Source organism: Pseudomonas sp. JQ36 (assembly GCF_053851495.1).
Genome location: NZ_CM132642.1, coordinates 1,568,147 through 1,592,500, shown reverse-complemented (window position 1 = coordinate 1,592,500; position 24,354 = coordinate 1,568,147). Strand labels below are relative to the sequence as shown.

The window sequence follows — 24,354 nt, the reverse complement described above, 5'->3', positions numbered from 1 at the left end:
TGACCAACGCAGATCCACTGTGGGAGCGGGCTTGCTCGCGAAGAGGCCAGAACTGTCAGCGCCTATTCCTTGGGCACAACATTATCCAGCGCCTGATTCACCGCCAACTCCCCCAGCATCACCACCTGCGCAATGCCCAACACCGTATTACGACTCGGCCCCTCCAGCGTCCCGGCGAAATCGCCGAGCATCACTGTGGCCGAGGCCAGGGATTCGCAGGCGTTGGCCAGCAGGGATTCGGTGTCGGTTTGTGGATTGACCAGGAACATGCTGCTGGGGGTGTATGGCGTTGCCATGATTTGCGCGGGCGCGAGGTAGTGGTCGAGGGCGCGTTCGGCGGCTTCGTGGAGTTTTCTTGAGTTGAGGGATTCGTAGGGTGATAGCGGGTCTGTGACTGGCGGATTGGGTGGGGTTTCGGGCATCAGATGGAACTCCGATCGAGGCACTTTGGAAGAATGACTTCCTGTAGGAGCTGCCGAAGGCTGCGATCTTTTGATGTTGCTTTTAAAGATCAAGATCAAAGATCGCAGCCTGCGGCAGCTCCTACAGGGGGACCGGGCAGTTAGTTCGGCACGCGGCGGCCGTCCAGTACCCGGTTGACCATCAGTTCACTGAGCATGATCACCTGATGCAGCATCAGCATGGCCCGGCGCTGTGGGTTGTCGACGGTGTCGCCGATGTCGCGGGCCATGTCGCTGGCGGCGGCCAGGGATTCGCAGGCTTCGACGAGCAAGGTTTCTTCGTCCACGGTGGGGTCGATGAGGAAGATTCTGTTCGATTGGCGTGACGAGGTTGAAGGGATCGAGATCTTCAGTGCGCCGGGGTTGAGGTAGAAGTTGATGGCGCGGTCGGTTGCCGCTTTTATCTTCTGCGGGTCGAGGGCCGGGTCGTATGGGATCGGGTCGACGTCTGGGGGGTTAGGTGTGGCTTTGAACATAAATATCTAATTCCTGATTGAGAGCCGCGACCGTTCTCTACTAAAAGAAGGGTGGCGGCTGTGCACAGGTTAGTAGACCGGAGGAATTAGCAAGACCGGCGCGCTCGAGAGCGCCCTGCGCACAACCACCATCGAAGTGCAGGCAATAGATACGCCTGGCTCAATGGGACTCATGCACTTACTAAAACCATACGGGCTACTAAACCCGACCACCGATGGGCAGTGGCAGGAAAACGATATAGCGCAGGGTATGGTCGTGTAAGCCGGCGGATTCTGGCGTACGCGTAGGTAACGGCGCAAGGCGTTGTAGCCGTTATGGCGTAACGGTTCGTGTACTTTAAACGTGGTTGCGGGGTTATGTTTATTTGCGGGGTTTGCTCTGTTGTTTTGATTTTGTCTGATAGGCCGCTTTCGCGAGCAAGTCGAATCGTCGCACCGCCGCTCCCACAGTTGGAATGCTTGCATTCAGTGGGAGGTTGGTCGGCTTGTGAGCCGTCATCGCTGGCAAGCCAGCTCCCACCATTTGACCGAGTGCATTCAGTCGGAGATTGGTCGATCGGGAGGCCGCTTTCGCGAGCAGGCTCACTCCCACAGGTTTCCTGGCGGCTCTGGTGATTTGTATTACGGCCTGGGGCATCTGGAAGGAACTGCCCGCTCACAGACCAGTCGCATGAACAGGAAGCCGTTTTTTCAGAGGAGTGAACGTGTCCAGCGATCCCAAGCGTCACGCCGTCGACGCCCCCGTCATCCATCGCCTGCGCGTGCTGACGGTCAACACTCACAAGGGTTTTACCGCCCTCAACCGACGCTTCATCCTGCCGGAACTGCGCGAAGCGGTGCGCAGCACCTCGGCCGATCTGGTGTTTCTGCAGGAGGTGGTGGGCGAACACGAGCGCCATTCCAATCGTTACCAGGAATGGCCGCAAACCTCGCAATACGAATTTCTTGCCGACAGTATGTGGAGCGATTTCGCCTACGGGCGCAACGCGGTGTACCCCGATGGTCATCATGGCAATGCCCTGCTGTCGAAATACCCGATCCGCGAATACCGCAACCTCGACGTGTCGATCACCGGCCCCGAGCGCCGCGGCCTGCTGCATTGCGTGCTGGACGTGCCAGGCCACGCCGAAGTGCATGCAATCTGTGTTCACCTGAGTCTGCTGGAAAGCCACCGCCAATTGCAGTTGCAGTTGCTTTGCCAGTTGCTCGAATCATTGCCCGACGATGCACCGGTGATCATTGCCGGCGACTTCAATGACTGGCAGTTGCAAGGCAATGTCGCCCTCGCCCGCCGCGATTACCTGCACGAAGCCTTCGAACGCCACCACGGCCGCCCGGCCAAGACCTACCCCGCGCGTTTTCCACTGCTGCGCCTGGACCGTATTTACCTGCGCAATGCCAGCAGTCACGACCCGCAGATCCTCGGCAACAAGCCGTGGACGCACTTGTCGGACCATTTGCCGCTGGCGGTCGAAGTGCATTTATGAGCACAGACAACGACTTAGATATGTGCAGAAAAACAAACACTTGCAGCGCCTGATTTAGCTGTACCGCTCATCGTTCAGTTTCTTGACGCATGGGCATCACTCTTCTTATCTCTACCTTACTACCCCCGGAATCACTAACCGGGGCGACCCTTCCGGCACTCGAGAAATCGAGCGCCGCGGTTCGCCCCGCTCCATTCGGTCGCCCCTCGTTCGGGGTAGGAGAGACGCCAGAAAAGAGAGCCCGCATGCGCTTGCAAGGTAGACCTCCATGAAAAGCTCATTCACCCCGCAAGAAATCAAAGTGACGTTTTGCACAGTGTCGAGTTCGATTCTGCTGTGCTCATCCATGGAGGCGCAGGCCGGTCCTGCAGCGGATGAAACCACCCCCTGGTATCGCCAGGACGTGCCCGTCCTGACCCTGCCGGCGACCGTTATTACCCCCGGGCCCCAACGCCTGAGTCCCCGTCCCGATCTGCGCGGCGCCGACCTGATCACCGAGGATCTGGCACCGGTGGCCTGGGATCAGTTGTACGGGCAAAGCGCTCGGCGAGCGCAAACCGACGTGCTGTCACCAGGTTTTGCCACCCCCGGCCACGGCGACTTCAAAGGCGCGCCAGTAATCACCGTGCAAAGCGCCGGCGGCCACACTCAGACCCTCGGCCTGATTGGCGGATACAACCAGATCCAGGCCAACAGCGGTGGCCCGATCAACAGCCGCGCCCTCGCCGACCCGGCCGCCGATACTCTGAACCTGCAAGGCCAGAGCCTCGGCGCTTATTACCGCCTGACTGGCGCGCAAGGCTGGCATGTCGACCTGTCGGCCAGCGGTGGCCGGGTCAGTGGTTTCAGTCGTAACGAACAAGGCGCGCGCCAGGCTACCGAAGGCAGTGCGATGACCTTCTCGGTCGAAGGTGGATATCCGATCGGCCTGGGCGGCAACTGGGTGGTTGAACCCCAGGCGCAACTGATCAATCAGCGCATCACCCTCGACACGCCGTACGCGGGCTCCGGCAATGCGTCGTCATCGGATCTGTCGGCGTGGAGCGGCCGCGTCGGCGCCCGCCTCAAGGGTAGCTACGATGTGAACGGTCTGCCCGTGGAACCCTACGTGCGCACCAACCTCTGGCACACGGTCTACACCGGCAACACGGTGACCCTGGATCAGGTCGACAAGATCAGCAGCAGCCGCAAATCATCGACGGTCGAATTAGGGCTCGGATTAGTGGCGCGGGTGACGCCGGCGGTCAGCCTGTATGTCAGCGCCGATTACAGCAGTGATGTGGATGACAATGACTTGAACGGGTTGATTGGCAGCCTGGGGGTGCGGATGCGTTGGTGATTTCGGCTTGAGGGGCGATGGCAGCGACGCGGTCGCGGATCAACCCTCCGGCTTGAGAATCAACACCGCCAGCGGCGGCAGATTCAGCTCCAGCGACAGCGACTGGCCATGGCTCGGCACCTCTTCGGTAAACGCCCCGCCGCCATTGCCATAATTGGACCCGGCGTAGGTGTCGGCATCGCTGTTGAGCAGCTCGTTCCAGCGCCCGGCGAACGGCACGCCGACCCGGTACGACTGACGCGGCACCGGAGTGAAGTTGGCCACCACCAGCACCGGTTTACCGTCCTTGCTCCAGCGCAGCCACGCGTACACGCTGTTGATCGCATCATCGCCAATCAGCCACTGAAAGCCCTGCGGCGCATCGTCCTGATCATGCAGCGCCGGTTCCTCGCGGTACAAACGGTTGAGGTCGCCGACCAGTTTCTGCACGCCTTTGTGTTCCGAGTATTGCAGCAGGTACCAGTCCAGTTGCTGATCGTGATTCCACTCGCGCCACTGGCCGAATTCGCAGCCCATGAACAACAGCTTCTTGCCCGGATGGGTCCACATGAAGCTCAGATAGGCGCGCAGGTTGGCGAATTTCTGCCAGCGGTCGCCGGGCATCTTGTCGATCAGCGAGTGCTTGCCGTGCACCACTTCGTCGTGGGAGATCGGCAGGATGAAGCGCTCGGACCAGGCGTACACCAGACCGAAACTCAATTCGTTGTGGTGATGCGCACGGTACACCGGATCCTGCTGGATGTAGTGGAGCGAGTCGTGCATCCAGCCCATGTTCCATTTGTAGGCGAAACCGAGACCGCCCTGCTGGGTGCTCTGGCTGACGCCCGGCCATGCGGTGGACTCCTCGGCGATCACCAGCGCCCCCGGGGCCTCCAGCTCGACCACGTCATTCAAGTGGCGGAGGAAATCGATTGCCTCCAGATTCTCGCGCCCGCCGTGACGGTTCGGCACCCATTCGCCGGCCTTGCGCGAATAGTCGCGATAAAGCATCGAGGCCACCGCATCAACGCGCAGACCGTCGATGTGGAAATGCTTCAACCAGTGCAACGCCGACGCCAGCATGTAGCCGTGAACTTCGGTGCGCCCCAGGTTGTAAATCAGCGTGTCCCAATCCTGATGGAAGCCTTCCAGCGGGTTGCCATATTCGTACAGCGCGGTGCCGTCGAACTGCGCCAGGCCATGGGTATCGGTAGGGAAATGCGCTGGCACCCAGTCGAGGATCACGCCGATATCGGCGCGGTGGCAGGCGTCGACGAACTCACCGAACTGCTCCGGCGTGCCGTAACGGGCGCTCGGGGCGAATTGCGACAGCAACTGATAACCCCATGAGCCGCCAAACGGGTGCTCCATGATCGGCATCAGTTCGATGTGGGTGAAACCCAGTTCCTTGACGTAAGGAATCAGTCGTTCGGCCAGCTCCGGCCAGGTGTACTGGCGGGCGACTTCGCCCAGATCGTCCAGTTCGCACTGCCACGAGCCGGCATGTAATTCGTAGATCGACAGCGGCGCTGAATGCTTCTGCCGTTCGCGACGGCCGTTCATCCAGTCCTGATCCTGCCAGTTGATCTGCAGCGGCGCGGCGACTTTCGAGGCGGTGTCCGGCGGCAGGCTGGTGGCCAAGGCCATCGGGTCGGCCTTCAACGGCAAGATGCCGTGAGCGCCGAGGATTTCGTATTTGTACAACTCCCCTGCTTGCAGGCGCGGAATGAACAACTCCCAGACCCCGGACGGATGGCGCAGGCGCATCGGATGCCGGCGACCGTCCCACACGTTGAAATCGCCGACCACCGACACTCGGCGAGCATTCGGCGCCCACACGGCAAAACGCACACCGTCGACGCCATCGACCGTGGTCAGTTGTGCGCCGAGGCAACTGCTGAGGTCGCGATGATTGCCTTCGGCGAACAGATACAAATCCATTTCGCCGAGCAACTGGCCAAAGCTGTAGGGATCTTCTGCGACCTGTTCGCCGCCGGCCCAACGCGTGCGCAGCAGATACGGCCGCGCCTGATCGAAGTGACCGACAAACAATCCCGGCGTTTCGGTGGCTTGCAGTTCGCCGCGTTCTTCACCGCTTTCCTTGTCCAGCACTTCGACTTTCAACGCACCCGGCAGATAGGCGCGGATAAATTGCCCACCGGCACCATCACCGTGCGGGCCGAGAATGGAAAACGGGTCGTGGTGTTCCGCGCGCACCAGGGCGTCGATGTCCCGCGCCGCCGGCAATAACGCTTTTTTAGCGTGACCCTGTTCCTTGTTCGAGAAACTCATGACTACTCTCCACCAAGATCGGAAAAGGGTTTAAGCCCCGTCAATAACCCATACAAACCGTGCAACGGCACAGGCAGCCACGTGGGGCGATTTTCGGCTTCATAGGCCACTTCATAGGCCGCCTTCTCCAGGCCGAACAGCGCAAGCGCAGCGTCGGCACCCGCAGGATCCTGCCAAGCATGATCAAGACTAGCTGCCGCTTGGCGATACGCCTGAACAAATGCCTCGCGCGCCTCGCGCAGGTAGCGTTCGGCAACCCGGTGCCGGGCCGCTTCCGACTCTGGACTGTGATCGACGTTGTGCACGTTGATCGTCATCGCCGCCGCGTAATCGAAGGAACGCAGCACACCGCTGACGTCTTTGTACGGACTGTGTTTGCCGCGCCGTTCGTGCAGCGGCCGCGCCGGTTCACCCTCGAAATCGATCAGATAGGCATCGCCCTTGATCACCAGCACCTGACCCAGGTGCAGGTCGCCGTGGACGCGAATCCGCAAGCCGCCCACGGCTTTCTGTGCGAGTTCCTGCACATGGCCGAGGATGACTTTTTTGTTGTCGAGCAGCCGCGCTACCATTTTCTGATCCGCCGCGCTCAGATGACTCTGATGCTGCTTGAGCAGCTTCAACGCATGCTCGACCTGCGCCGCAACGTCCTTGCCAGTGGCTTGGGCGTCCTTGGCGCTGGTGGTTTGCGGGGCGAAGTCGGCGTTGTCGCTTGGTGCCGCCAGCACTTGGTGCATTTCGCCCAGACGCTGGCCGAGCATGCCGGCAAAGTCCTTAAGCTCGCCGAGGGCGTTGTAATGCTGTTCCTGCTCGGACATCGCGTCCGCCAGTTCATCACGCAACGCTCGTTCGAGGTTGTTCTGCGTCCATTCCCAGGCATCGCCCTGATTGCTCAGATAGCCTTGGGCGATCATCAGTAGATTGTCTTCGCCAGCGGCGTCGCGGCGGATCACCGAGCCGAGCAGCGGTGAGATGTTGGCGAAACCGGCCTGGGTCAGGTACGCGCTCATTTCCAGTTCCGGGTGTACACCCGAGGCGACCTTGCGGATCAGCTTCAGTACCAGACTGTTGCCGATCACCACCGAACTGTTCGACTGCTCGGCCGACAGATAACGCACCTCGGATTCGGCGCCGAGGCCGAGTTTTTCCAGCTGCGCGGTCGGTGCGAAACGAATTTCGCCCTGTTCGGAGTTGAGCACGGTGTTGCTCTGCATGCCTTGCAGCACCGCGTGCACGAACGTTTCGAGGCTGAACGCATCAGTGATCAGACCGACCTGACGCCCGCGACGAACCCGGGACAACGCCAGTTGCTGCGGCAACGCCGGCCCGACCTGATCTTCAGCGATGAAGCCGAACGGCAGTTGATAGCGGCTGGTCTGCCCGGCGCTGGTGACTTCGATCTCGCTGAGCAGCACCGGATGCTGCGCATCGCCGAAGCGCACGCCGTAGGCCAGATTGACCTGCTCGATGGCCGCGTCCTTGCCGGCGAACCAGCGGCGGTTCTGCAACCAGCTCGGCAGGATGCTCTGCTCCAAGGTGTTGCGGGTCGGCGTTTCGAGCAGTTCTTCCATGCGTTTTTTCAGCACCAGGGTGGTGAAGTCCGGCAGGCTCTGCGCCGGCTCCACGTGCCAGCTCGGCATCTGGTTTTCCGCAGCCAAGGCGAACCAGTAGAACCCGTACGGCGCCAGGGTCAGGAGGAAATTCAACTGGCCGATCGGCGGGAACGCATTACCGCCGAGCATCTCCACCGGGACCATGCCGACGTAAGCCGACAGATCGAGTTCCGCCGCTTGCGCGCTACGCGAGACGTTGGCCACGCAGAGGATGATTTCGTGCTTGCCATCGGCGTCGGTGAACTCACGGGTGTAGGCCAGAATCCGTCGGTTGCTCGGCGAGAGCATCTTCAACGTGCCACGGCCGAACGCCTTGGACTGCTTGCGCACAGCAAGCATGCGTCGCGTCCAGTTGAGCAGCGAATGCGGATCGCCGGCCTGGGTTTCGACGTTGACCGACAGATAACCGTATTGCGGGTCCATGATCGGCGGCAGCACCAGACTGGCTGGATCGGCGCGGGAGAAGCCGCCGTTGCGGTCGATCGACCATTGCATCGGCGTTCGCACACCATCGCGGTCGCCGAGGTAGATGTTGTCGCCCATGCCGATTTCGTCGCCGTAATACAGGGTCGGCGTGCCGGGCATCGACAGCAGCAGGCTGTTGAGCAACTCGACGCGGCGGCGGTCACGCTCCATCAACGGCGCCAGACGCCGACGAATGCCGAGGTTGATTCGCGCGCGGCGGTCAGCGGCGTAGTAGTTCCACAGGTAGTCGCGCTCTTTGTCGGTGACCATCTCCAGCGTCAGCTCATCATGGTTGCGCAGAAAAATTGCCCACTGGCAGTTGGCAGGAATCTCGGGGGTCTGACGCAGAATGTCGGTGATCGGGAAGCGATCTTCCTGGGCCAGAGCCATGTACATGCGCGGCATCAGCGGGAAGTGAAAGGCCATGTGGCATTCGTCGCCGTTGACGCCCTCGGCATCGGTGTCGCCGAAGTACAACTGGGTATCTTCCGGCCATTGGTTGGCCTCGGCCAGCAGCATGCGGTCCGGGTAATTGGCGTCGATCTCGGCACGGATCTGCTTGAGGACGTCGTGGGTCTCGGGGAGGTTTTCGTTGTTGGTGCCGTCGCGTTCGATCAGGTACGGAATCGCGTCGAGGCGCAGGCCGTCGATGCCCATGTCCAGCCAGTAACGCATCACCGACAGCACCGCTTTCATCACTTGCGGGTTGTCGAAATTGAGGTCGGGTTGGTGGGAATAGAAACGGTGCCAGAAGTATTGGCCGGCGACCGGGTCCCAGGTCCAGTTGGACTTTTCGGTGTCGAGGAAGATGATCCGCGTGCCGTCGTACTTCTGGTCGTCATCCGACCACACATAGAAGTCGCGCGCCGCCGAACCGGGCTTGGCCTTGCGCGCCCGCTGGAACCACGGGTGCTGATCCGAGGTGTGGTTGATAACCAGCTCGGTGATCACCCGCAAACCACGCTTGTGCGCCTCGGCGATGAAACGCTTGGCGTCGGCCATGGTCCCGTAGTCGCTGTGTACGCCGCGGTATTCGGCGATGTCGTAACCGTCATCGCGACGTGGCGACGGATAGAACGGCAGTAGCCAGATGGTGTTGACGCCGAGTTCGGCGATGTAATCGAGTTTGGCGATCAGGCCGGGAAAGTCGCCGATCCCGTCATTGTTGGAGTCGAAAAACGATTTGACGTGAACTTGATAGATCACCGCATCCTTGTACCAGAGCGGGTCTTTGATAAAGGTGGCTGCCTTGGGTTTCTTCGCCATGTGAAACTCCTGTTCAATTCTGGAAAGCCACGCGGCTAATACCTGTGGCGAGGGAGCTTGCTCCCGCTGGGTTGCGAAGCAGCCCCATTGCATTTGTTCTGATGCACCGCGTTCACTTGGGTTACGACTGCTGCGCAGCCGAGCGGGAGCAAGCTCCCTCGCCACAAGGTTCTGTGCACGACCTTATGCGGCAGTAATCCGCCAGATCCCGAACGGCTGGTACGCAGGGTCAATCCGCATGAATTGATACTTGCCATGCCAGTCCCAGCGATGCCCGTTCATCAAATCCTCACCGTGGGTGGTTGCGTCGTCGGGCAGGCCCATTTCCCACAGCGGCAGTTCGAAATTGGCTTCCTGCACGTTATGCGGATCGAGGCTCACCGCCACCAGAATGAAATTGCTGCCGTCAAAGCTGCGCTTGCCGAAATACAGAATGTTGTCGTTCCACGCGTTGTAGATTTTCAACCCCAGGTGCGTGTGCAACGCCGGGTTCTGCCGGCGGATGCGGTTGAGCTTGGCGATTTCGGCAATGATGTTGCCCGGCGCATTGAAGTCGCGGACGCGGATCTCGTACTTCTCCGAATCGAGATACTCCTCCTTGCCCGGCACCGGTGCCGCCTCACACAGTTCATAACCGGAATACATGCCCCACAGGCCCGACCCCATGGTCGCCAGCGCCGCGCGGATCAGAAACCCCGGCCGCCCCGACTCATGCAGGAACGCCGGGTTGATGTCCGGCGTGTTGACGAAGAAGTTGGGCCGGTAGCATTCGCGCCACGGTGACTCGTTGAGTTCGGTGAAATAGGTCGCCAGCTCCGACTTGGTGTTGCGCCAGGTGAAATAGGTATAACTCTGGGAATAACCGACCTTGCCCAGCCGCGCCATCATCGCCGGCGTGGTGAACGCCTCGGCGAGGAAGATCACTTCCGGGTGCAGCGCGCGCACATCGGCGATCAGCCATTGCCAGAACGGCAGCGGCTTGGTGTGCGGATTGTCGACGCGGAAGATTTTCACACCTTCGTTGACCCAGCCGACGACGATATCGCGCAGTTCCACCCACAGGCTGGGGATCGCATCCGGCGCATAGAAGTCGACGTTGACGATGTCCTGGTATTTCTTTGGCGGGTTTTCTGCGTATTTGATCGTGCCGTCCGGGCGCCAGTTGAACCAGCCCGTATGCTGCTTGAGCCACGGGTGATCCTGAGAGCATTGAATGGCGAAATCGAGGGCGATTTCCAGGCCATGCTCAGCGGCGGCGGCGACCAACCGGCGGAAGTCTTCGCGGGTGCCGAGCTGCGAGTGAATCGCCTCATGGCCACCCTCCTCGCTGCCGATCGCGTACGGACTGCCCGGATCATCGGGACCTGCGGTCAGAGAATTGTTGCGGCCCTTGCGGTGGGCACGGCCGATCGGGTGGATCGGCGTGAAGTACAGCACGTCAAAACCCATGTCCTGAATCATCGGCAGGCGCGAGTGCACGTCGTTGAAAGTGCCGTGACGCTTGGGATCGTCGGTGATCGAGCGCGGAAACAGCTCGTACCAACTGGCAAACTCGGCCAGCTCCCGTTCGACATCCACCGGGAATTCAGCGCTCAGGCTCAGATAGGCGCGGTGATCGGCCTGCGCCATCAATTGCGCACTGCGCGAGTGCAGAAACAGCGCCACCTGCTCGGTTTCGAGCAGGCCGGACAATTCGTGGTGCAAGGCAGCGAGCTCCTCGCTGAGCTGACCTTCGCTGCGTTCGGCAGCCTGCTGCACCATGCTGCGGCCTTCCTGCAGTTCGAGTGACACCGGGACGGCGACGTTGTGCTTTTTCTCCAGTTCGTACTGGAAACTGGCGAAATGGTCGATCCACGCTTCGATGCAGTACACGTAGCGCCCCTGGCGGTCGGGACGAAACTGCCCCTGCCAACTATTATTGCCCAGCTCGTTCATCACCTCGCTGTGCCAGGACTCTTCGCCCTCGGCACGCCAGCGGATGCGCACGGCCAGCTTGTCGTGGCCGTCGGCAAAGACCTTGCTGGTGACGATCACGTCACGCTCGACGATCGACTTCACGGCAAACTGCCCGCCATCGAGGGTCGGCATGGTGTTTTCGATCACGATGCGCGGCAGCAGCAACGCCTGCGACAGCGGCATGTGCGGGTTGTAGCTCTGCTCTGAAGGTTTTTCAGCAGACATCGAGCATCTCTCCTTAACGCCCCAAGGACGCTCTTGTGCCGGAACAGTGTTCACAATGAGGCACCCGCCCCGACTTGAACTCACTTAGGTTCCGAGCGACCGGCGCGCGGAAAAGTTCACAGGGATTTGTCTGGACAGAAAAGCGGATCGAATTCATCACACGGTGGTCAATCCACTTAAGCACTTCTCACGCCATGTGCCACACGGAGGTCTACAGATGAACATCCCGATTCCGGCCGAAACGCCTGATCCGAACATCGACAAACCCACCCTGCCCGAGACCGAGCCGCAACCGATCCCCGAGCAGGAACCACCGGGCACCACGCCACCGCCGAAGGAAGAACCACCGACGACGATGCCACCCGTAATCGTCTGAGCAGTGCCCCTCATCCTGTAGGAGCTGCCGCAGGCTGCGATCTTTTGATCTTGTTTTTAAGAGCAAAATCAAAAGATCGCAGCCTTCGGCAGCTCCTACAGGAGTTAATCCAAGGTTGTTACAGGTGTGGTTTTTTCTCCCCTTCCTTCTCAAACAATCTGACCACCCGCGGCATCACACTGAAGATCCCCAGCGCCAGCAAGGTGCTGAGCAGCGCAGTGGCTTCCCTGCCCAACCCGGTCGCCACGCCGATCGCCGCCGTCATCCACAACCCGGCAGCCGTGGTCAGCCCTTTGACATGACCCTCATCGCCTGCCTGATTCTTCAGAATCGTCCCGGCACCGAGAAAGCCGATCCCGGCGATCACCCCCTGCAACACCCGGCTCATCGCATCGGATTCAGCCCCTGAGGTCTGCGGCACCAGCACAAACAGCGCCGCCCCCAACGCCACCAGCATGTGCGTGCGCACCCCGGCGGCCTTGCCCTTGTGTTCACGTTCGAAACCGAGAATCCCGCCCAGCACCGCCGCCATCAACAGGCGCACGGTGATGCGTGTCAATTGCGAGGCATCGCCGATGTCGGCGAACTCCGCTTGCAGCGTTTCCCACACTTCATGCCACCAGGCGTTCATTGCACCGTCCTTTCTTATTGGTCGTTAGTGGATGGACAGCAGCGACCATTAATCAGTTGCGCAGAACGATTGGCAAAGCACGCGCCCTAACCTTTCAGGTACCCATGAAAAAAGGACAGCCTCATGCCCGTTCGAATCGATGAATCCAATCCCGAATCAAAAGTGTGTTTTTTCAGCGTCGAAAATGGCGAGGAAATTCGCATCTGCGACACGCTGGAAGTCAAAACCGATAGTGAAAAGGCCATGTCTTTTGTAGAGGTTGAAAACCGGCGCATCTACATCACCGAGGCAGAAGCCGACGCCTTGACCGTTGCCGGTGCAAAGGATGGCCGCAAGCACCTGAAGGCTGACGAGAGTGATTCGGTGATTTGACTGACCCTGATCAACATCCGGCGCAGACGCCTGCGATAGGCGTTTGCGCCTGCGCCTGCGGGCTGCTTCAAGTTGTCGCAGGATGTGTGCCCAGAGCCATCTGATACGCTTTTTATTAAAATAGCTGAGTCTGTTATGCAAACAGATCGGCGCTCATAGTTCGCTCGCCTGATGGAGGCTGATGAGCGAATGACCATGAGCGAACAAATCCCCGTCCGAACCGTAGAAGAAAGCCCCACCATAAAAAACGTGCCTGGTCGCCCGATGAAGGCGAAGGCCGGCTCCACCGACACGCAGATCCACACCCGCAGTTTCACCGGCTTGTTCCGCACCTTGCGCATCAGCGGCGCGGGCGTTCTGTTTCTGCTGTTCTTCGGCACCGTGTGGCTGAACTGGGGTGGCCGCCAGGCGGTGCTGTGGGACTTGGCCGAAAGCAAATTCCACATCTTTGGCGCGACCTTCTGGCCACAGGATTTCATCCTGCTCTCGGCGCTGCTGATCATTGCCGCGTTCGGCCTGTTCGCCATCACCGTGTTCGCCGGCCGGGTCTGGTGCGGCTACACCTGCCCGCAGAGTTCGTGGACGTGGATCTTCATGTGGTGCGAGAAAGTCACCGAAGGCGAACGCAACCAGCGGATCAAACTGCAAGCTGCGCCGTGGGGCCTGAACAAACTGGCCAGGCGCGCCGCCAAGCACACCCTGTGGCTGGCGATCAGCGTGATGACCGGGCTGACCTTCGTCGGCTACTTCACCCCGATCCGCCTGCTGGCCGAAGAGCTGTTCACCTTGCAGATCGGCGGGGTCAGTCTGTTCTGGGTGTTGTTCTTCACCGCCGCCACTTACATCAACGCCGGTTGGCTGCGCGAAGCGGTGTGCATGCACATGTGCCCGTATGCGCGGTTCCAGAGCGTGATGTTCGACAAGGATACCCTGGCGATTTCCTACGACGTGGCCCGTGGCGAAAACCGTGGCCCGCGTAAACGTGATGTGAAGCCAGCCGAAGCGGGACTGGGCGATTGCATCGACTGCCAGTTGTGCGTGCAGGTATGCCCGACCGGCATCGACATCCGCGACGGCCTGCAGATGGAATGCATCGGCTGCGCGGCGTGCATCGACGCCTGTGATTCGATCATGGACAAAATGAATTATCCGCGCGGCCTGATCCGCTACAGTTCCGAGCGCGAATTGCAGGGTGGCAAGACCCATCTGCTGCGACCACGGCTGATCGGTTACGTCGCAGTGCTGCTGGTGATGATCGGCGCGCTGGCGCTGGCCTTGGTCGAACGGCCGATGGTCTCGCTGGATGTGACCAAGGATCGCGGGCTGTTCCGCGAAAACGGTCAGGGCCAGATCGAGAACATCTACACCCTCAAGGTGATCAACAAGACTCAGCAGCGACAGGACTACCACCTGAGCCTGGTGGACGGCAACGGCTTCCAGTTGCAGGGCAAGACCGAACTGAGTCTGGCGCCGGGGGAGATTGTCGACGTGCCAGTGTCGGTAGCGATGACCACCGAGCGTCCGGCCAGCAGCTCGCAGACCTTGAGCTTCAAGATCGCCGACAGCGACGAGCCGCAGATTTATAGCGTGGCGAAAAGCAGGTTTGTGGCGCCGATGAATCGCTGAGCCGTTAGAATCCCCCCCCTCACCCCAGCCCTCTCCCCCCAGGGGGCGAGGGGGAAAGGGAGCAGATCTCAGTGGCTTTCAAACCCGAGTTCGACTCCGGGCTTTCAAGTCGGCGTAACTCGAACATACAACCCGATCAGTCCCCTCTCCCTCCGGGAGAGGGCTAGGGTGAGGGGCTTTCCCTGACACCCTACACATCCAACCAGCACCAAGGCCCCCGATGAAACGCTACGAAAAATTCGCCGACGACATCGCTGAACTGATCCGCTCCGGCGTCCTCGGCCCCGGGCAACGGGTGCCGTCGGTGCGCTACGCCAGCCAGACTTACGGGGTCAGCCCGTCGACGGTGTTCCAGGCCTATTACCTGCTCGAACGTCGCGGCCTGATTCGCGCCCGGCCGCGCTCCGGCTACTTCGTCAACACCCATGCACCGAGTCCGTTCTCGGAGCCGGTGATCAGCAGCCACGTCAACGACTCCACCGAAGTTGACGTCAGCGAACTGGTGTTCTCGGTGCTGGAATCGATCAAAGACCCGAGCACCGTGCCCTTCGGCTCCGCGTTCCCCAGCCCGACGCTGTTCCCGTTGCAGCGTCTGTCGCGTTCGCTGGCCAGTGCCGCGCGGGAGATGGACCCGCGCATGGTGGTCACCGACATGTCGCCGGGCAACCCGCAATTGCGCCGGCAGATCGCCCTTCGCTACATGGTCGGCGGGCTGATGCTGCCGATGGAAGAACTGCTGATCACCAACGGCGCCCTCGAAGCGCTGAACCTGTGCCTGCAAGCGGTCACCGAACCGGGCGATCTGGTAGCCATCGAAGCCCCGGCGTTCTACGCCAGCCTGCAAGTGCTGGAGCGCTTGAAACTCAAAGCCGTGGAAATCCCCGTGCACCCGCGCGACGGTATCGACCTCAACGTGCTCGCACAGACCCTGGAACGGCATCCGGTCAAAGCCTGCTGGTGCATGACCAGTTTTCAGAACCCGATGGGCGCGACCATGCCCGAGGCGAAGAAACAGGAACTGGTCGAGCTGCTGCGCCTGCATCAGGTGCCGCTGATCGAGGACGATGTCTACGCCGAACTCTATTACGGTCAGCAAGCGCCGAAACCGGCCAAGGCGTTCGACACCGAAGGGCTGGTGATGCACTGCGGTTCGTTCGCCAAGAGCCTGGCCCCCGGCTACCGCATCGGCTGGGTCGCTGCCGGGCGCTACGCACAGAAAATCGAACGGCTGAAACTGATGACCTCGCTGTGTGCCTCAATGCCGGCGCAAGCGGCCATCGCCGACTACCTGCAACACGGCGGCTACGACCGTCACCTGCGCAAACTGCGCTATGCCCTGGAAGAACAGCAAAGCGCGATGCTCGCAGCGATCGCTCGGTATTTCCCGGCACAGACCCGCGTCAGCCAGCCGGCCGGCGGCTACTTCCTGTGGCTGGAACTGCCACCGCAGATGGATTCGTTGAAGTTGTTCCAGATGGCATTGGCGCAGGGCATCAGCATCGCGCCGGGGCCGATCTTCTCGCCGACCCAGCGGTTCAGGAATTGTATTCGCCTGAACTACGGCAGCCCGTGGACCGAGGATTCGGAGAAGGCGATGGAGACGTTGGGGCGGATTGTGCGGTCGTTCTGACAGTTGGATGTTGCCGCTCATGACGCCTTCGCGAGCAAGCCCGCTCCCACAGTAGATCGCATTCCATCTGAAGAAACTCGGTCTACTGTGGGAGCGGGCTTGCTCGCGAAGAGGCCGGATCAGGCAACACAAATCCCAACGATCAGCGCCCACCACCCAGATCAACAAACGTCCCGGTCGCATACGAAGCCTTGTCGGAAAGCAGCCAGACAATCGCCTCCGCCACCTCATCCGGCCGCCCGCCCCGGGCCATCGGGATCGCCGACTCAAGCTTGCTGACCCGATCCGGATCGCCACTCAATGCATGGAAATCGGTATAGATATAGCCCGGACGCACCGCGTTGACCCGAATCCCCTCGCCCGCCACTTCCTTGGACAAACCGATGGTGAAGGTGTCGAGCGCACCTTTGGACGCGGCGTAGTCGACGTACTCGTTGGGCGAGCCCAGGCGTGCGGCGACCGAGGAGACGTTGACGATGCTGCCGCCCTGCCCGCCGTGTTTGGGCGACATGCGCAAGATCGCGTGCTTGGCGCAGAGGATCGGCGCCAGAACGTTGGTTTTCATGATTTTGAGAATGCGGAATTCGGACATTTCATCGACCCGCGACTTGTGTCCGACGGTGCCGGCGTTGTTCACCAGCGCGGTGACCCGACCGAGTTCGGTATCGACCCGCTGAAACAGCGCGATCACCTCGTCTTCGATGCTGACATCGGCGCGTACCGCAATGGCTTGCGCCCCCAGCGCCCGCACTTGCTCCAGCACGCTTTGCGCGGCCTGTTCATCCGACTGATAGTTGATGCAGATCCGATAGCCCTGTTCGGCAGCCAACAACGCCGTAGCGGCGCCGATTCCGCGCCCGCCACCGGTGATAACCATGACTTTATCCATGCTGGCCCTTCCCCCCAATGCACACGTAACAGTCGGGTGGAAGAATAACCGCCATTGGGCGGTTTTGCATGGAGTCTGTCAAAGACAAAACCCTGTATGCGACTGAGATGTTTTTTGTGGCGAGGGAGCTTGCTCCCGCTCGGCTGCGAAGCAGCCGTGAATCCGGCCAATACGCTACAACCGAGTAAAAACGGGACCGTTTCGCGCCCTAGCGGGAGCAAGCTCCCTCGCCACAGAATGCAGTCAGACAGCCGCCAGAGCCTCTCCACGGGCAATGTTCTGCATGAAGCGATCCGCCGGCATCGGATGCCCCAACAGATAACCCTGCAACGAATCACAGCCCAACTGCGTGAGGAAATCCTGCTGCACGCCGGTCTCGACCCCCTCGGCAACAATCCGCAAACCCAGTGCCTGGCCCAGCGCCACAATCGCCGAGACGATGGCCGCGTCGTCGCTGTCGCGCTCCAGATCGCGGACAAAACCGCGGTCGATCTTCAGCTCGTTGGCCGGCAAGCGCTTGAGGTACATCAGGCTCGAATAGCCGGTGCCGAAGTCATCGATCGACAGGTCGACGCCCATGTCCGACAACTCCTGCAACACCTTCATGCTCGCATCGGCGTCGCTCATGGCCGTGGTTTCGGTGATCTCCAGGGTCAGGCTATTGGCCGGCAGATGATGCGTCGCCAGCGCCCTGGCCACGCTCTGCACCAGCCCCGCATGACAGAACTGCAAGGCCGAGAGGTTCACCGCGATGCGCCAGTCGGTGTAACCGAGCACGTACCATTCGCGCATCTGCCGGCAAGCTTCATTGAGCACCCATTCACCGATGGCGATGATCAGACCGGTCTTCTCTGCCAGATCGATAAATTTGTCCGGCAGCAACATGCCCTGCGTTGGATGCTGCCAGCGCAGCAGTGCTTCGGCACCGACCGGACGACCGCTGGCGGCGTCGAATTTGGGTTGGAAATACAGGCTGAACTGACTGTGCTCCAGCGCGGCGCGCAGATCTTGCAACAGCTGCAACTGCTTGCGCGCGTTGCTGTTCATCGAGGCATCGAAGAAGCTGTAACCGTTTTTGCCGCTGCCCTTGGCGTGATACATCGCCGCGTCGGCGTTCATCAGCAATTCCTGAGCGCTCAGGCCGTTGCCCGGGTACAGGGCGATGCCGACGCTGGCAGAAATCTGCAAGTCGTGCTCGGCCACGCGGAACGCCTGACCAAGCAGCCCGACCTGACGCGCGGCCAGCCCCAGTGCATCGTCGGGTTCGCTCAGGCGCACCAGCAGCACGAACTCGTCGCCGCCAATTCGCGCGAGCGTATCCTGACTGCGCAGATCTTCGCGCAGGCGCACCCCGACTTCGCGCAGCAACTGGTCGCCCATGTGATGGCCGAAGGCATCGTTGACCGGTTTGAAACCGTCCAGATCGATGAACATCAGCGCAAAACAGCCGCCCTGCTCCTCGACCTTTTTCATCGCCTGATTGATCCGGTCGTCCAGCAACATGCGGTTCGGCAGACCGGTCAGGGTGTCGTGCAACGCCAGTTGCGTCAGCTCACGGTTGGCCAAGGTCAGCGAATGCGCCAGATCGGCAGTGCGCGCTTCAAGGCGAGCATCGAGAATTGAGGTGAGCAAGGCGATCGACAGCACCGCCAGCGTGGTGATCAGCACCAGATTGTCGAGGCCGTTGCCCTTGAGGCCGTCGAGCGTTGCGCCGCAGAAACTGCCATCAGGAAACTGCGCGGCGGCCATGCCGGTGTAGTGCATGCCGACAATCGCGATGCCCATGATCACTGCCGCACCACCACGAATCAGACGCACATAAGGCGAGTGCTGGCGCAGGCGGAAGGCGATCCATAACGCCGCTGCCGAAGCTGCGACAGCAATCAGCAACGAAGCGCCGAACAGGCTCGGGTCGTAATCGATGCCAGGCGTCATGCGCAGCGCGGCCATGCCGGTGTAATGCATTGCACTGATGCCGGCGCCCATGATCAAGGCGCCGAAACCCAACTGCAGGATCGGTAGTCTCGGCTGGCTGACCAGCCACAGGGCAAACCCGCAGGACAGCACGGCAATCAGCAGCGACAGCGCGGTAATCGCAATGTCGTAACCCAGTTCGATCGGCAACTTGAAGGCCAACATGCCGATGAAGTGCATCGACCAGACGCCGACCCCCATTGCCAGCGCGCCGCCCGCCGTCCAGAAATGCACTGCACGGCCACGGGCGCTGGCGATGCGCCCGGTCAGGTCGAGCGCGGTGTAGGACGCGAGGATCGCCACACACAAAGAAATGAAAACCAGGGTGAAGGAATAATTACCGATGAGCATGAAGATTCTCGCGACCACCCACGCCGTACTGCGTCCATTCTCGGCCGGGCAAATGCGGCGATTGTACTGATTGCGCGGAAGAACGCACTGACAAAGTAATCATTTTGCCATCAACCCGATGAAACGCTTGTTTGATGGTTTTGCGAGGCTCTGGAACAACCATCACAACCTGTAGGAGCTGCGGCACGCTGCGATCTTTTGACCTTGTTTTTAAAGATCAAAAGATCGCAGCGTGCCGCAGCTCCTACTCAGGCTATTCGGTGGCCAGTTGTCCGTCCCAGCCGCCACCCAGCGCCGCAATCAATTGCACGCTGGCAATCAGGCGGCTTTGCAGAATGTTCAGCACAGTCCGCTCGTTGCTCAGCGCCGTGGCCTGCACGACGACCACATCGATGTAGGCAATCAACCCGGCCTTGTACTGGTTCTGGGTCAGGCGCAGCGAATCGCGCGCGGCATCCAGTGCTTCCTGACGCACCGCCGCCTCGTCTTCATACACCTTCAATTGCACCAGATAGTTTTCCACTTCACGGAAGCCATCGAGTACGGTCTGGCGATACTTGGCGACGGTCTGGTCGTACGCCGCCTCGGTGCGATCAACTTCGGCCGAACGGATGCCACCGTCAAATATCGGCAAGTTCAGTTTCGGCCCGACCGACCAGAAACGGTTCGGTAGCGTTAAGAGATTTTTCGAGGTACTGCTGCTGTAGCCGCCGCTCATGCTCAAGGTCAGATCGGGGTAGTACGCCGCTTTGGCCACGCCGATATTGGCGTTGGCGGCGATCACCGAGCGCTCCGCCGAGGCAATGTCCGGGCGGCGTTCCAGCAGCTGCGACGGCAGGCTCAGGGGAATCTGCGGCAGATTTGGAATGTTCTGGGTTTCGGCAATGCTGAATTCGGCCGGTGCCTGCCCGGTGAGCACGGCGATGGCATTTTCAAACTGCGCCCGCTGCCAGATCAGGTCGACCAGATCGGCCTGAGTGGTTTTCAACTGGGTCTGCGCCTGCGCCACCGCATCACGCCCGGAAATCCCCGCGCGGTACTGGTTCTGGGTCATTTGCAGGGATTTTTCGTAGGCCGCGACGGTGGCTTCGAGCAGACGCTTCTGCTGATCGATGACCCGCAGTTGCAAGTAGTTCTGCACCAGCTCCGACTGCTGGCTCAGACGCATCGCGGCCAGATCGGCGAAGCTCGCCTGGGCGCTGGCCTCGTTGGCTTCCAGGCCTCGGCGCAATTTGCCCCAGATATCCGCTTCCCAACTCACGCCCAACTGCGCGTTGTAGGTGTCGCGAATGCCGCTGGCGGAACTGCTCAGGCTCGAACTGCTGCTGCCGGTGCCCTGGCTGGAGCGGGTCTTGCCCACGCTCAGGTCGACACTGGGATAAAACGCCCCACGGGCGCTGCGCACCAAGGCCTGGGCCTGACGGAACTGAGCTTCGGATTGCGCGACGGTCTGGTTGGAACTGTTAAGTTTTTCGATCAGGCCATTGAGCTGCTGATCGCCGTACAACTCCCACCAGGCGCCGCGCGCCAGCGAGTCGCTCGGATTAGCCTGACGCCAGCCTTCGGCCTCCTTGTATTGCGCGACCTCGGCGGTCTGCGGACGCTGATAGTCCGGGCCGACGGCGCAGGCACTGAGCATCGCCACGCACAGCGATAGGCTCAACAGGCGCGAACCGCGCGCAGTGGCCAGATTGAGAAGCGAACGGTCAGTCATAGCGGAGTTTCCAGAGCGGCGTCAGTACGCACGCCGCGCCACTTGTTGAAGCGGTGGCGCAGCTTGTCGAGATAGAGGTAAACCACAGGCGTGGTGTAAAGGGTCAATACCTGGCTGAAGACCAGGCCGCCGATGATGGTCAGGCCCAATGGCTGGCGCATTTCCGCACCCTCCGCCCGGCCAAGCAGCAACGGCAAGGCGCCGAGGATCGCCGCCAGGGTGGTCATCAGAATCGGCCGCAGCCGTTGCAGGCAGGCGCTGCGGATCGACTCCAGCGGCGACAGGCCCTGATGGCGCTCCAGTTGCAGCGCCAGGTCGATCATCAGGATCGCGTTTTTCTTCACCACCCCGATCAACAGGAACAATCCGAGCAGGGAGATCAGGCTGAACTCGCCGCCCAGCGCATAGATCGACAGCAACGCACCGACACCGGCCGACGGCAAGGTCGAAAGAATCGTCAGCGGGTGAATGTAGCTTTCATACAGCACACCGAGCACCAGATACACCGCCAGCAGCGCACCGAGGATCATGAACGGCTGACTCTTCTGCGTCGCGGCAAAGGCATCGGCGGTGCCGGCCATTTTCGCGATCACGTCTTCCGGCAGACCGACCTTGGCAATCGCCCGCTCGATCGCGGCACTGCCCTGCTCCACGGTCACGCCTTCAGCCATGTCGAACGCGATGCTTTCCGAGGCGAACTGGCCTTCGTGGCTGACGCGGTCGTCTTCCAGGCTGTTTTCGTAATGGGCGATGGTCGACAACGGAATCCGCGCACCGTCAGCGGTAATCACCTGCACCTGATTGAGCGTCACCGGATCCTGCGCGTATTTCGGATTGACCTCCATCACCACTTGGTACTGGTTGAGGCTGTCGTAGATCGTCGAAATCTGCCGCTGGCTGTAGGCGTTGTTCAACACCGCCGTGACCATGTTCATGTCGACCCCGAGGCGCTTGGCCTGATCACGGTCGACAATCAGCGTCACCTGCTGCGCGCCACGGCCCTCGCGGGCGTCGATCGCCGTCAGCTCCGGCAGTGCGCGCAGCGCGGTCACCACTTTCGGGTACCACTCGCGCAACGCCCCCAGATCGCCGCTTTGCAGGATGTAGCTGTATTGCGAGGTGGTCTGCTCGCGGCCACCGCCGAACTGCAGGTCCTGATCCGCCATCAGCATCAACTGGGCGCCGGGCACCTTGGGCATTTCCTTGCGCAGGCGTTCGATGACTTTCTGCGCCGACAGGTTGCGTTCCTTGATCGGCTTCAGGCGTACCAGCATGAACGCGTTGTTGGTGCCGTTGCTGCCGCCGATAAACCCGGCGACGCTTTCCACTGCTTCGTCCTTGAGCACGGCGCGGCGGAAGGTTTCCATTTTCGGCTGCATCACGCTGAACGACAGACCGTCGTCACCCCGGACGAAACCGATCAACTGGCCGGTGTCCTGCTGCGGCATGAACGTCTTCGGTACGACTACGTACAGCGCGACGTTGACCCCGACCGTGATGATCAGGCTGAGCAAAGTCAGGCGGCGGTGGCGCAGCACCCAATCGAGGCTGGTCGCATATTTGCCGACCATCCAGTCGTTGGTCCGGCGGCTCCAGCGTTGCAAACGGTTTTCCTGGCCCGGCGTGTGCGGCTTGAGCCAGCGGGCGCAGAGCATCGGAGTCAACGTCAGCGAGACCACCAGCGAGACCACGATGGCTGCTGCCAGGGTGATGGAAAACTCGCGGAACAGACTCTCGACAATCCCGCCCATGAACAGGATCGACAGGAACACCGCCACCAGCGACACGTTCATCGACAGCAAGGTGAAGCCGACTTCCTTGGCCCCGAGATAGGCAGCCTGCATCGGCTTGACGCCTTCGTCGATGTGCCGGGAAATGTTCTCCAGCACTACGATGGCATCGTCCACCACCAGCCCGGTCGCGAGAATCAACGCCATCAGCGACAGGTTGTTCAGCGAAAAACCATAGAGGTACATCACCGCGAAGGTGCCGACCAGCGACACCGGCACCGCCAGCGTCGGAATCAGCGAGGCGCGGAAGTTACCGAGAAACAGGAACACCACCAGAATCACCAGCGCCACGGCGATCAGCAGGGTCATTTCCGCTTCATGCAGCGTGGCCTTGATCACCGGCGAGCGATCCATCGCCAGGTTCAGTTTAACGCTGGCCGGCAGTACCGCTTGCAACGCCGGCAACTGCGCCTTGATCTCGTTGACCGTCTCGATGATGTTGGCGCCGGCCTGTCGGTTGATCACCAGCAGCACCGCCGCGTCATCGTTGAAGAAACCGCTGTTGTAGCGGTCTTCGACGCCGTCGCTGACCTTGGCTACATCCTTCAGGCGCAGGGCCGCACCGTCCTTGTAATGGATGATCAGCGACTCGTAATCCTTGGCTTTCTCCAACTGATCATTGGCTTGAATCTGCCACAGGCGTTCGCCGTCCTCGACCGAGCCCTTGGGCCGGCGCACGTTGGCCTCGGCGATGGTCTTGCGCACATCATCGAGCGCCACGCCGTACTGGTTGAGCGCCTGTGGTTCGAGCTCGATACGCACCGCCGGCAGCGAACTGCCGCCGATCTGCACCTCACCGACACCCTGCACCTGGGACAGGCTCTGCGAGAGGATGGTCGAGGCCAGGTCATAGAGCTGGCCTTTTTCCAGCACGTCCGACGTCAGCGACAGCACCATGATCGGCGCCTGCGACGGGTTGACCTTCTTGTAGGTCGGCATGCTGCGCATCCCGCTCGGCAACAGGTTGCGCGAAGCATTGATCGCCGCCTGCACCTCGCGCGCCGCGCCGTTGATGTCACGGTCGAGGTCAAATTGCAGAATGACCCGGGTCGAACCCTGGCTGGAGCGGCTGCTCATGGTGTTGACGCCGGCAATCGCGCCGAACGAACGCTCCAGCGGCGTCGCCACCGTGGACGCCATGACCTCGGGACTGGCGCCGGGCAGACTGGCCTGAACCACGATCACCGGGAAATCCATTTGCGGCAGCGGCGATACCGGCAACAGACCGAAACTGACCCCGCCCAGCAGCATGATCGCCAGACTCAGGAGCATGGTCGCGACCGGGCGCTTGATGAAAGGACCGGAGAGGTTCATTGACCAAGATCCTTACTTTCACCGCACTCCCCTGTAGGAGTGAGCCTGCTCGCGATGAGGTCGGCACATTCAATATCGGTAGGGACAGACACACCGCTATCGCGAGCAGGCTCACTCCTACAAGGGGT

Annotated in this window: 16 protein-coding genes; 6 read left to right on the top strand and 10 right to left on the bottom strand. The window is 61.0% G+C overall.

Features of this window, described 5'->3' with window-relative positions:
- Positions 1 to 62 precede the first annotated feature (62 nt).
- Together ACS4NR_RS07150 and ACS4NR_RS07145 are read right to left on the bottom strand one after the other, a co-directional pair.
- Positions 63 to 422: a DUF6124 family protein gene (locus ACS4NR_RS07150; RefSeq protein ID WP_456019526.1), complete on the bottom strand. Its 360-nt coding sequence runs from the start codon at positions 420 to 422 to the stop codon at positions 63 to 65.
- Positions 423 to 562: 140 nt separating this feature from the next.
- Positions 563 to 937, bottom strand: a complete 375-nt coding sequence (locus tag ACS4NR_RS07145) for a DUF6124 family protein (RefSeq protein WP_456019525.1) — start codon at positions 935 to 937, stop codon at positions 563 to 565.
- 704 nt (positions 938 to 1,641) lie between these two features.
- On the opposite strand from ACS4NR_RS07145, the gene ACS4NR_RS07140 reads away from it, so the two are divergent.
- Together ACS4NR_RS07140 and ACS4NR_RS07135 are read left to right on the top strand one after the other, a co-directional pair.
- Complete coding sequence (locus tag ACS4NR_RS07140) at positions 1,642 to 2,424, top strand: endonuclease/exonuclease/phosphatase family protein (RefSeq protein ID WP_007966768.1); 783 nt, start codon at positions 1,642 to 1,644, stop codon at positions 2,422 to 2,424.
- A 268-nt stretch (positions 2,425 to 2,692) separates the two neighbouring features.
- Positions 2,693 to 3,763 carry an autotransporter domain-containing protein gene (locus ACS4NR_RS07135; RefSeq protein WP_456019524.1) on the top strand — a complete coding sequence of 357 codons (1,071 nt, stop codon included), beginning with the start codon at positions 2,693 to 2,695 and terminating at the stop codon, positions 3,761 to 3,763.
- A gap of 39 nt (positions 3,764 to 3,802) precedes the next feature.
- Here ACS4NR_RS07135 and glgB read toward each other — a convergent pair whose 3' ends face one another.
- From glgB to ACS4NR_RS07120, 3 genes are all read right to left on the bottom strand, one after another.
- On the bottom strand, positions 3,803 to 6,034 hold the full coding sequence (gene glgB / locus ACS4NR_RS07130) for a 1,4-alpha-glucan branching protein GlgB (protein WP_456019523.1): 2,232 nt from the start codon (positions 6,032 to 6,034) through the stop codon (positions 3,803 to 3,805).
- Positions 6,035 to 6,036: 2 nt separating this feature from the next.
- Entirely contained in the window at positions 6,037 to 9,378 is a 3,342-nt protein-coding gene (treS, locus tag ACS4NR_RS07125; protein ID WP_456019522.1) for a maltose alpha-D-glucosyltransferase, read from the bottom strand.
- Between the two features lie 183 nt (positions 9,379 to 9,561).
- On the bottom strand, positions 9,562 to 11,559 hold the full coding sequence (locus ACS4NR_RS07120; protein WP_456019521.1) for an alpha-1,4-glucan--maltose-1-phosphate maltosyltransferase: 1,998 nt from the start codon (positions 11,557 to 11,559) through the stop codon (positions 9,562 to 9,564).
- A 217-nt stretch (positions 11,560 to 11,776) separates the two neighbouring features.
- On the opposite strand from ACS4NR_RS07120, the gene ACS4NR_RS07115 reads away from it, so the two are divergent.
- On the top strand, positions 11,777 to 11,935 hold the full coding sequence (locus ACS4NR_RS07115; RefSeq protein ID WP_003224520.1) for a hypothetical protein: 159 nt from the start codon (positions 11,777 to 11,779) through the stop codon (positions 11,933 to 11,935).
- A gap of 118 nt (positions 11,936 to 12,053) precedes the next feature.
- Here the strand turns inward: ACS4NR_RS07115 and ACS4NR_RS07110 are convergent, their stop codons facing one another.
- Positions 12,054 to 12,566, bottom strand: a complete 513-nt coding sequence (locus tag ACS4NR_RS07110; protein WP_095135570.1) for an MgtC/SapB family protein — start codon at positions 12,564 to 12,566, stop codon at positions 12,054 to 12,056.
- A 123-nt stretch (positions 12,567 to 12,689) separates the two neighbouring features.
- On the opposite strand from ACS4NR_RS07110, the gene ACS4NR_RS07105 reads away from it, so the two are divergent.
- The 3 genes from ACS4NR_RS07105 (at position 12,690) to mapR (ending at position 16,194) form a co-directional block, all read left to right on the top strand.
- On the top strand, positions 12,690 to 12,938 hold the full coding sequence (locus tag ACS4NR_RS07105) for a DUF3203 family protein (RefSeq protein WP_095135567.1): 249 nt from the start codon (positions 12,690 to 12,692) through the stop codon (positions 12,936 to 12,938).
- 195 nt (positions 12,939 to 13,133) lie between these two features.
- Positions 13,134 to 14,564: a cytochrome c oxidase accessory protein CcoG gene (gene ccoG, locus ACS4NR_RS07100; RefSeq protein ID WP_456019520.1), complete on the top strand. Its 1,431-nt coding sequence runs from the start codon at positions 13,134 to 13,136 to the stop codon at positions 14,562 to 14,564.
- Positions 14,565 to 14,784: 220 nt separating this feature from the next.
- Positions 14,785 to 16,194, top strand: a complete 1,410-nt coding sequence (mapR, locus tag ACS4NR_RS07095) for a GntR family transcriptional regulator MpaR (protein ID WP_095135565.1) — start codon at positions 14,785 to 14,787, stop codon at positions 16,192 to 16,194.
- A 142-nt stretch (positions 16,195 to 16,336) separates the two neighbouring features.
- On the opposite strand, the gene ACS4NR_RS07090 is transcribed toward mapR, so the two are convergent.
- From ACS4NR_RS07090 to ACS4NR_RS07075, 4 genes are all read right to left on the bottom strand, one after another.
- Positions 16,337 to 17,083: an SDR family oxidoreductase gene (locus ACS4NR_RS07090; protein ID WP_095135563.1), complete on the bottom strand. Its 747-nt coding sequence runs from the start codon at positions 17,081 to 17,083 to the stop codon at positions 16,337 to 16,339.
- 243 nt (positions 17,084 to 17,326) lie between these two features.
- Entirely contained in the window at positions 17,327 to 19,408 is a 2,082-nt protein-coding gene (locus ACS4NR_RS07085; protein ID WP_456019519.1) for a putative bifunctional diguanylate cyclase/phosphodiesterase, read from the bottom strand.
- 253 nt (positions 19,409 to 19,661) lie between these two features.
- Positions 19,662 to 21,122, bottom strand: coding sequence for an efflux transporter outer membrane subunit (locus ACS4NR_RS07080; RefSeq protein WP_095135560.1), 1,461 nt, complete (start codon positions 21,120 to 21,122; stop codon positions 19,662 to 19,664).
- Positions 21,119 to 24,226, bottom strand: coding sequence for an efflux RND transporter permease subunit (locus ACS4NR_RS07075; RefSeq protein ID WP_166497034.1), 3,108 nt, complete (start codon positions 24,224 to 24,226; stop codon positions 21,119 to 21,121). Before ACS4NR_RS07075 ends, ACS4NR_RS07080 begins: the two co-directional genes overlap by 4 nt.
- Positions 24,227 to 24,354 lie beyond the last annotated feature (128 nt).

What these genes read in the sequence shown, in the direction of transcription:
- ACS4NR_RS07150 (WP_456019526.1), bottom strand. Translation starts at nt 422, where the DNA reads ATGCCCGAAACCCCACCCAATCCGCCAGTCACAGACCCGCTATCACCC.
- ACS4NR_RS07145 (WP_456019525.1), bottom strand. Translation starts at nt 937, where the DNA reads ATGTTCAAAGCCACACCTAACCCCCCAGACGTCGACCCGATCCCATAC.
- ACS4NR_RS07135 (WP_456019524.1), top strand. Translation starts at nt 2,693, where the DNA reads ATGAAAAGCTCATTCACCCCGCAAGAAATCAAAGTGACGTTTTGCACA.
- glgB (WP_456019523.1), bottom strand. Translation starts at nt 6,034, where the DNA reads ATGAGTTTCTCGAACAAGGAACAGGGTCACGCTAAAAAAGCGTTATTG.
- treS (WP_456019522.1), bottom strand. Translation starts at nt 9,378, where the DNA reads ATGGCGAAGAAACCCAAGGCAGCCACCTTTATCAAAGACCCGCTCTGG.
- ACS4NR_RS07120 (WP_456019521.1), bottom strand. Translation starts at nt 11,559, where the DNA reads ATGTCTGCTGAAAAACCTTCAGAGCAGAGCTACAACCCGCACATGCCG.
- ACS4NR_RS07115 (WP_003224520.1), top strand. Translation starts at nt 11,777, where the DNA reads ATGAACATCCCGATTCCGGCCGAAACGCCTGATCCGAACATCGACAAA.
- ACS4NR_RS07110 (WP_095135570.1), bottom strand. Translation starts at nt 12,566, where the DNA reads ATGAACGCCTGGTGGCATGAAGTGTGGGAAACGCTGCAAGCGGAGTTC.
- ACS4NR_RS07105 (WP_095135567.1), top strand. Translation starts at nt 12,690, where the DNA reads ATGCCCGTTCGAATCGATGAATCCAATCCCGAATCAAAAGTGTGTTTT.
- ccoG (WP_456019520.1), top strand. Translation starts at nt 13,134, where the DNA reads ATGAGCGAACAAATCCCCGTCCGAACCGTAGAAGAAAGCCCCACCATA.
- mapR (WP_095135565.1), top strand. Translation starts at nt 14,785, where the DNA reads ATGAAACGCTACGAAAAATTCGCCGACGACATCGCTGAACTGATCCGC.
- ACS4NR_RS07090 (WP_095135563.1), bottom strand. Translation starts at nt 17,083, where the DNA reads ATGGATAAAGTCATGGTTATCACCGGTGGCGGGCGCGGAATCGGCGCC.
- ACS4NR_RS07085 (WP_456019519.1), bottom strand. Translation starts at nt 19,408, where the DNA reads ATGCTCATCGGTAATTATTCCTTCACCCTGGTTTTCATTTCTTTGTGT.
- ACS4NR_RS07080 (WP_095135560.1), bottom strand. Translation starts at nt 21,122, where the DNA reads ATGACTGACCGTTCGCTTCTCAATCTGGCCACTGCGCGCGGTTCGCGC.
- ACS4NR_RS07075 (WP_166497034.1), bottom strand. Translation starts at nt 24,226, where the DNA reads ATGAACCTCTCCGGTCCTTTCATCAAGCGCCCGGTCGCGACCATGCTC.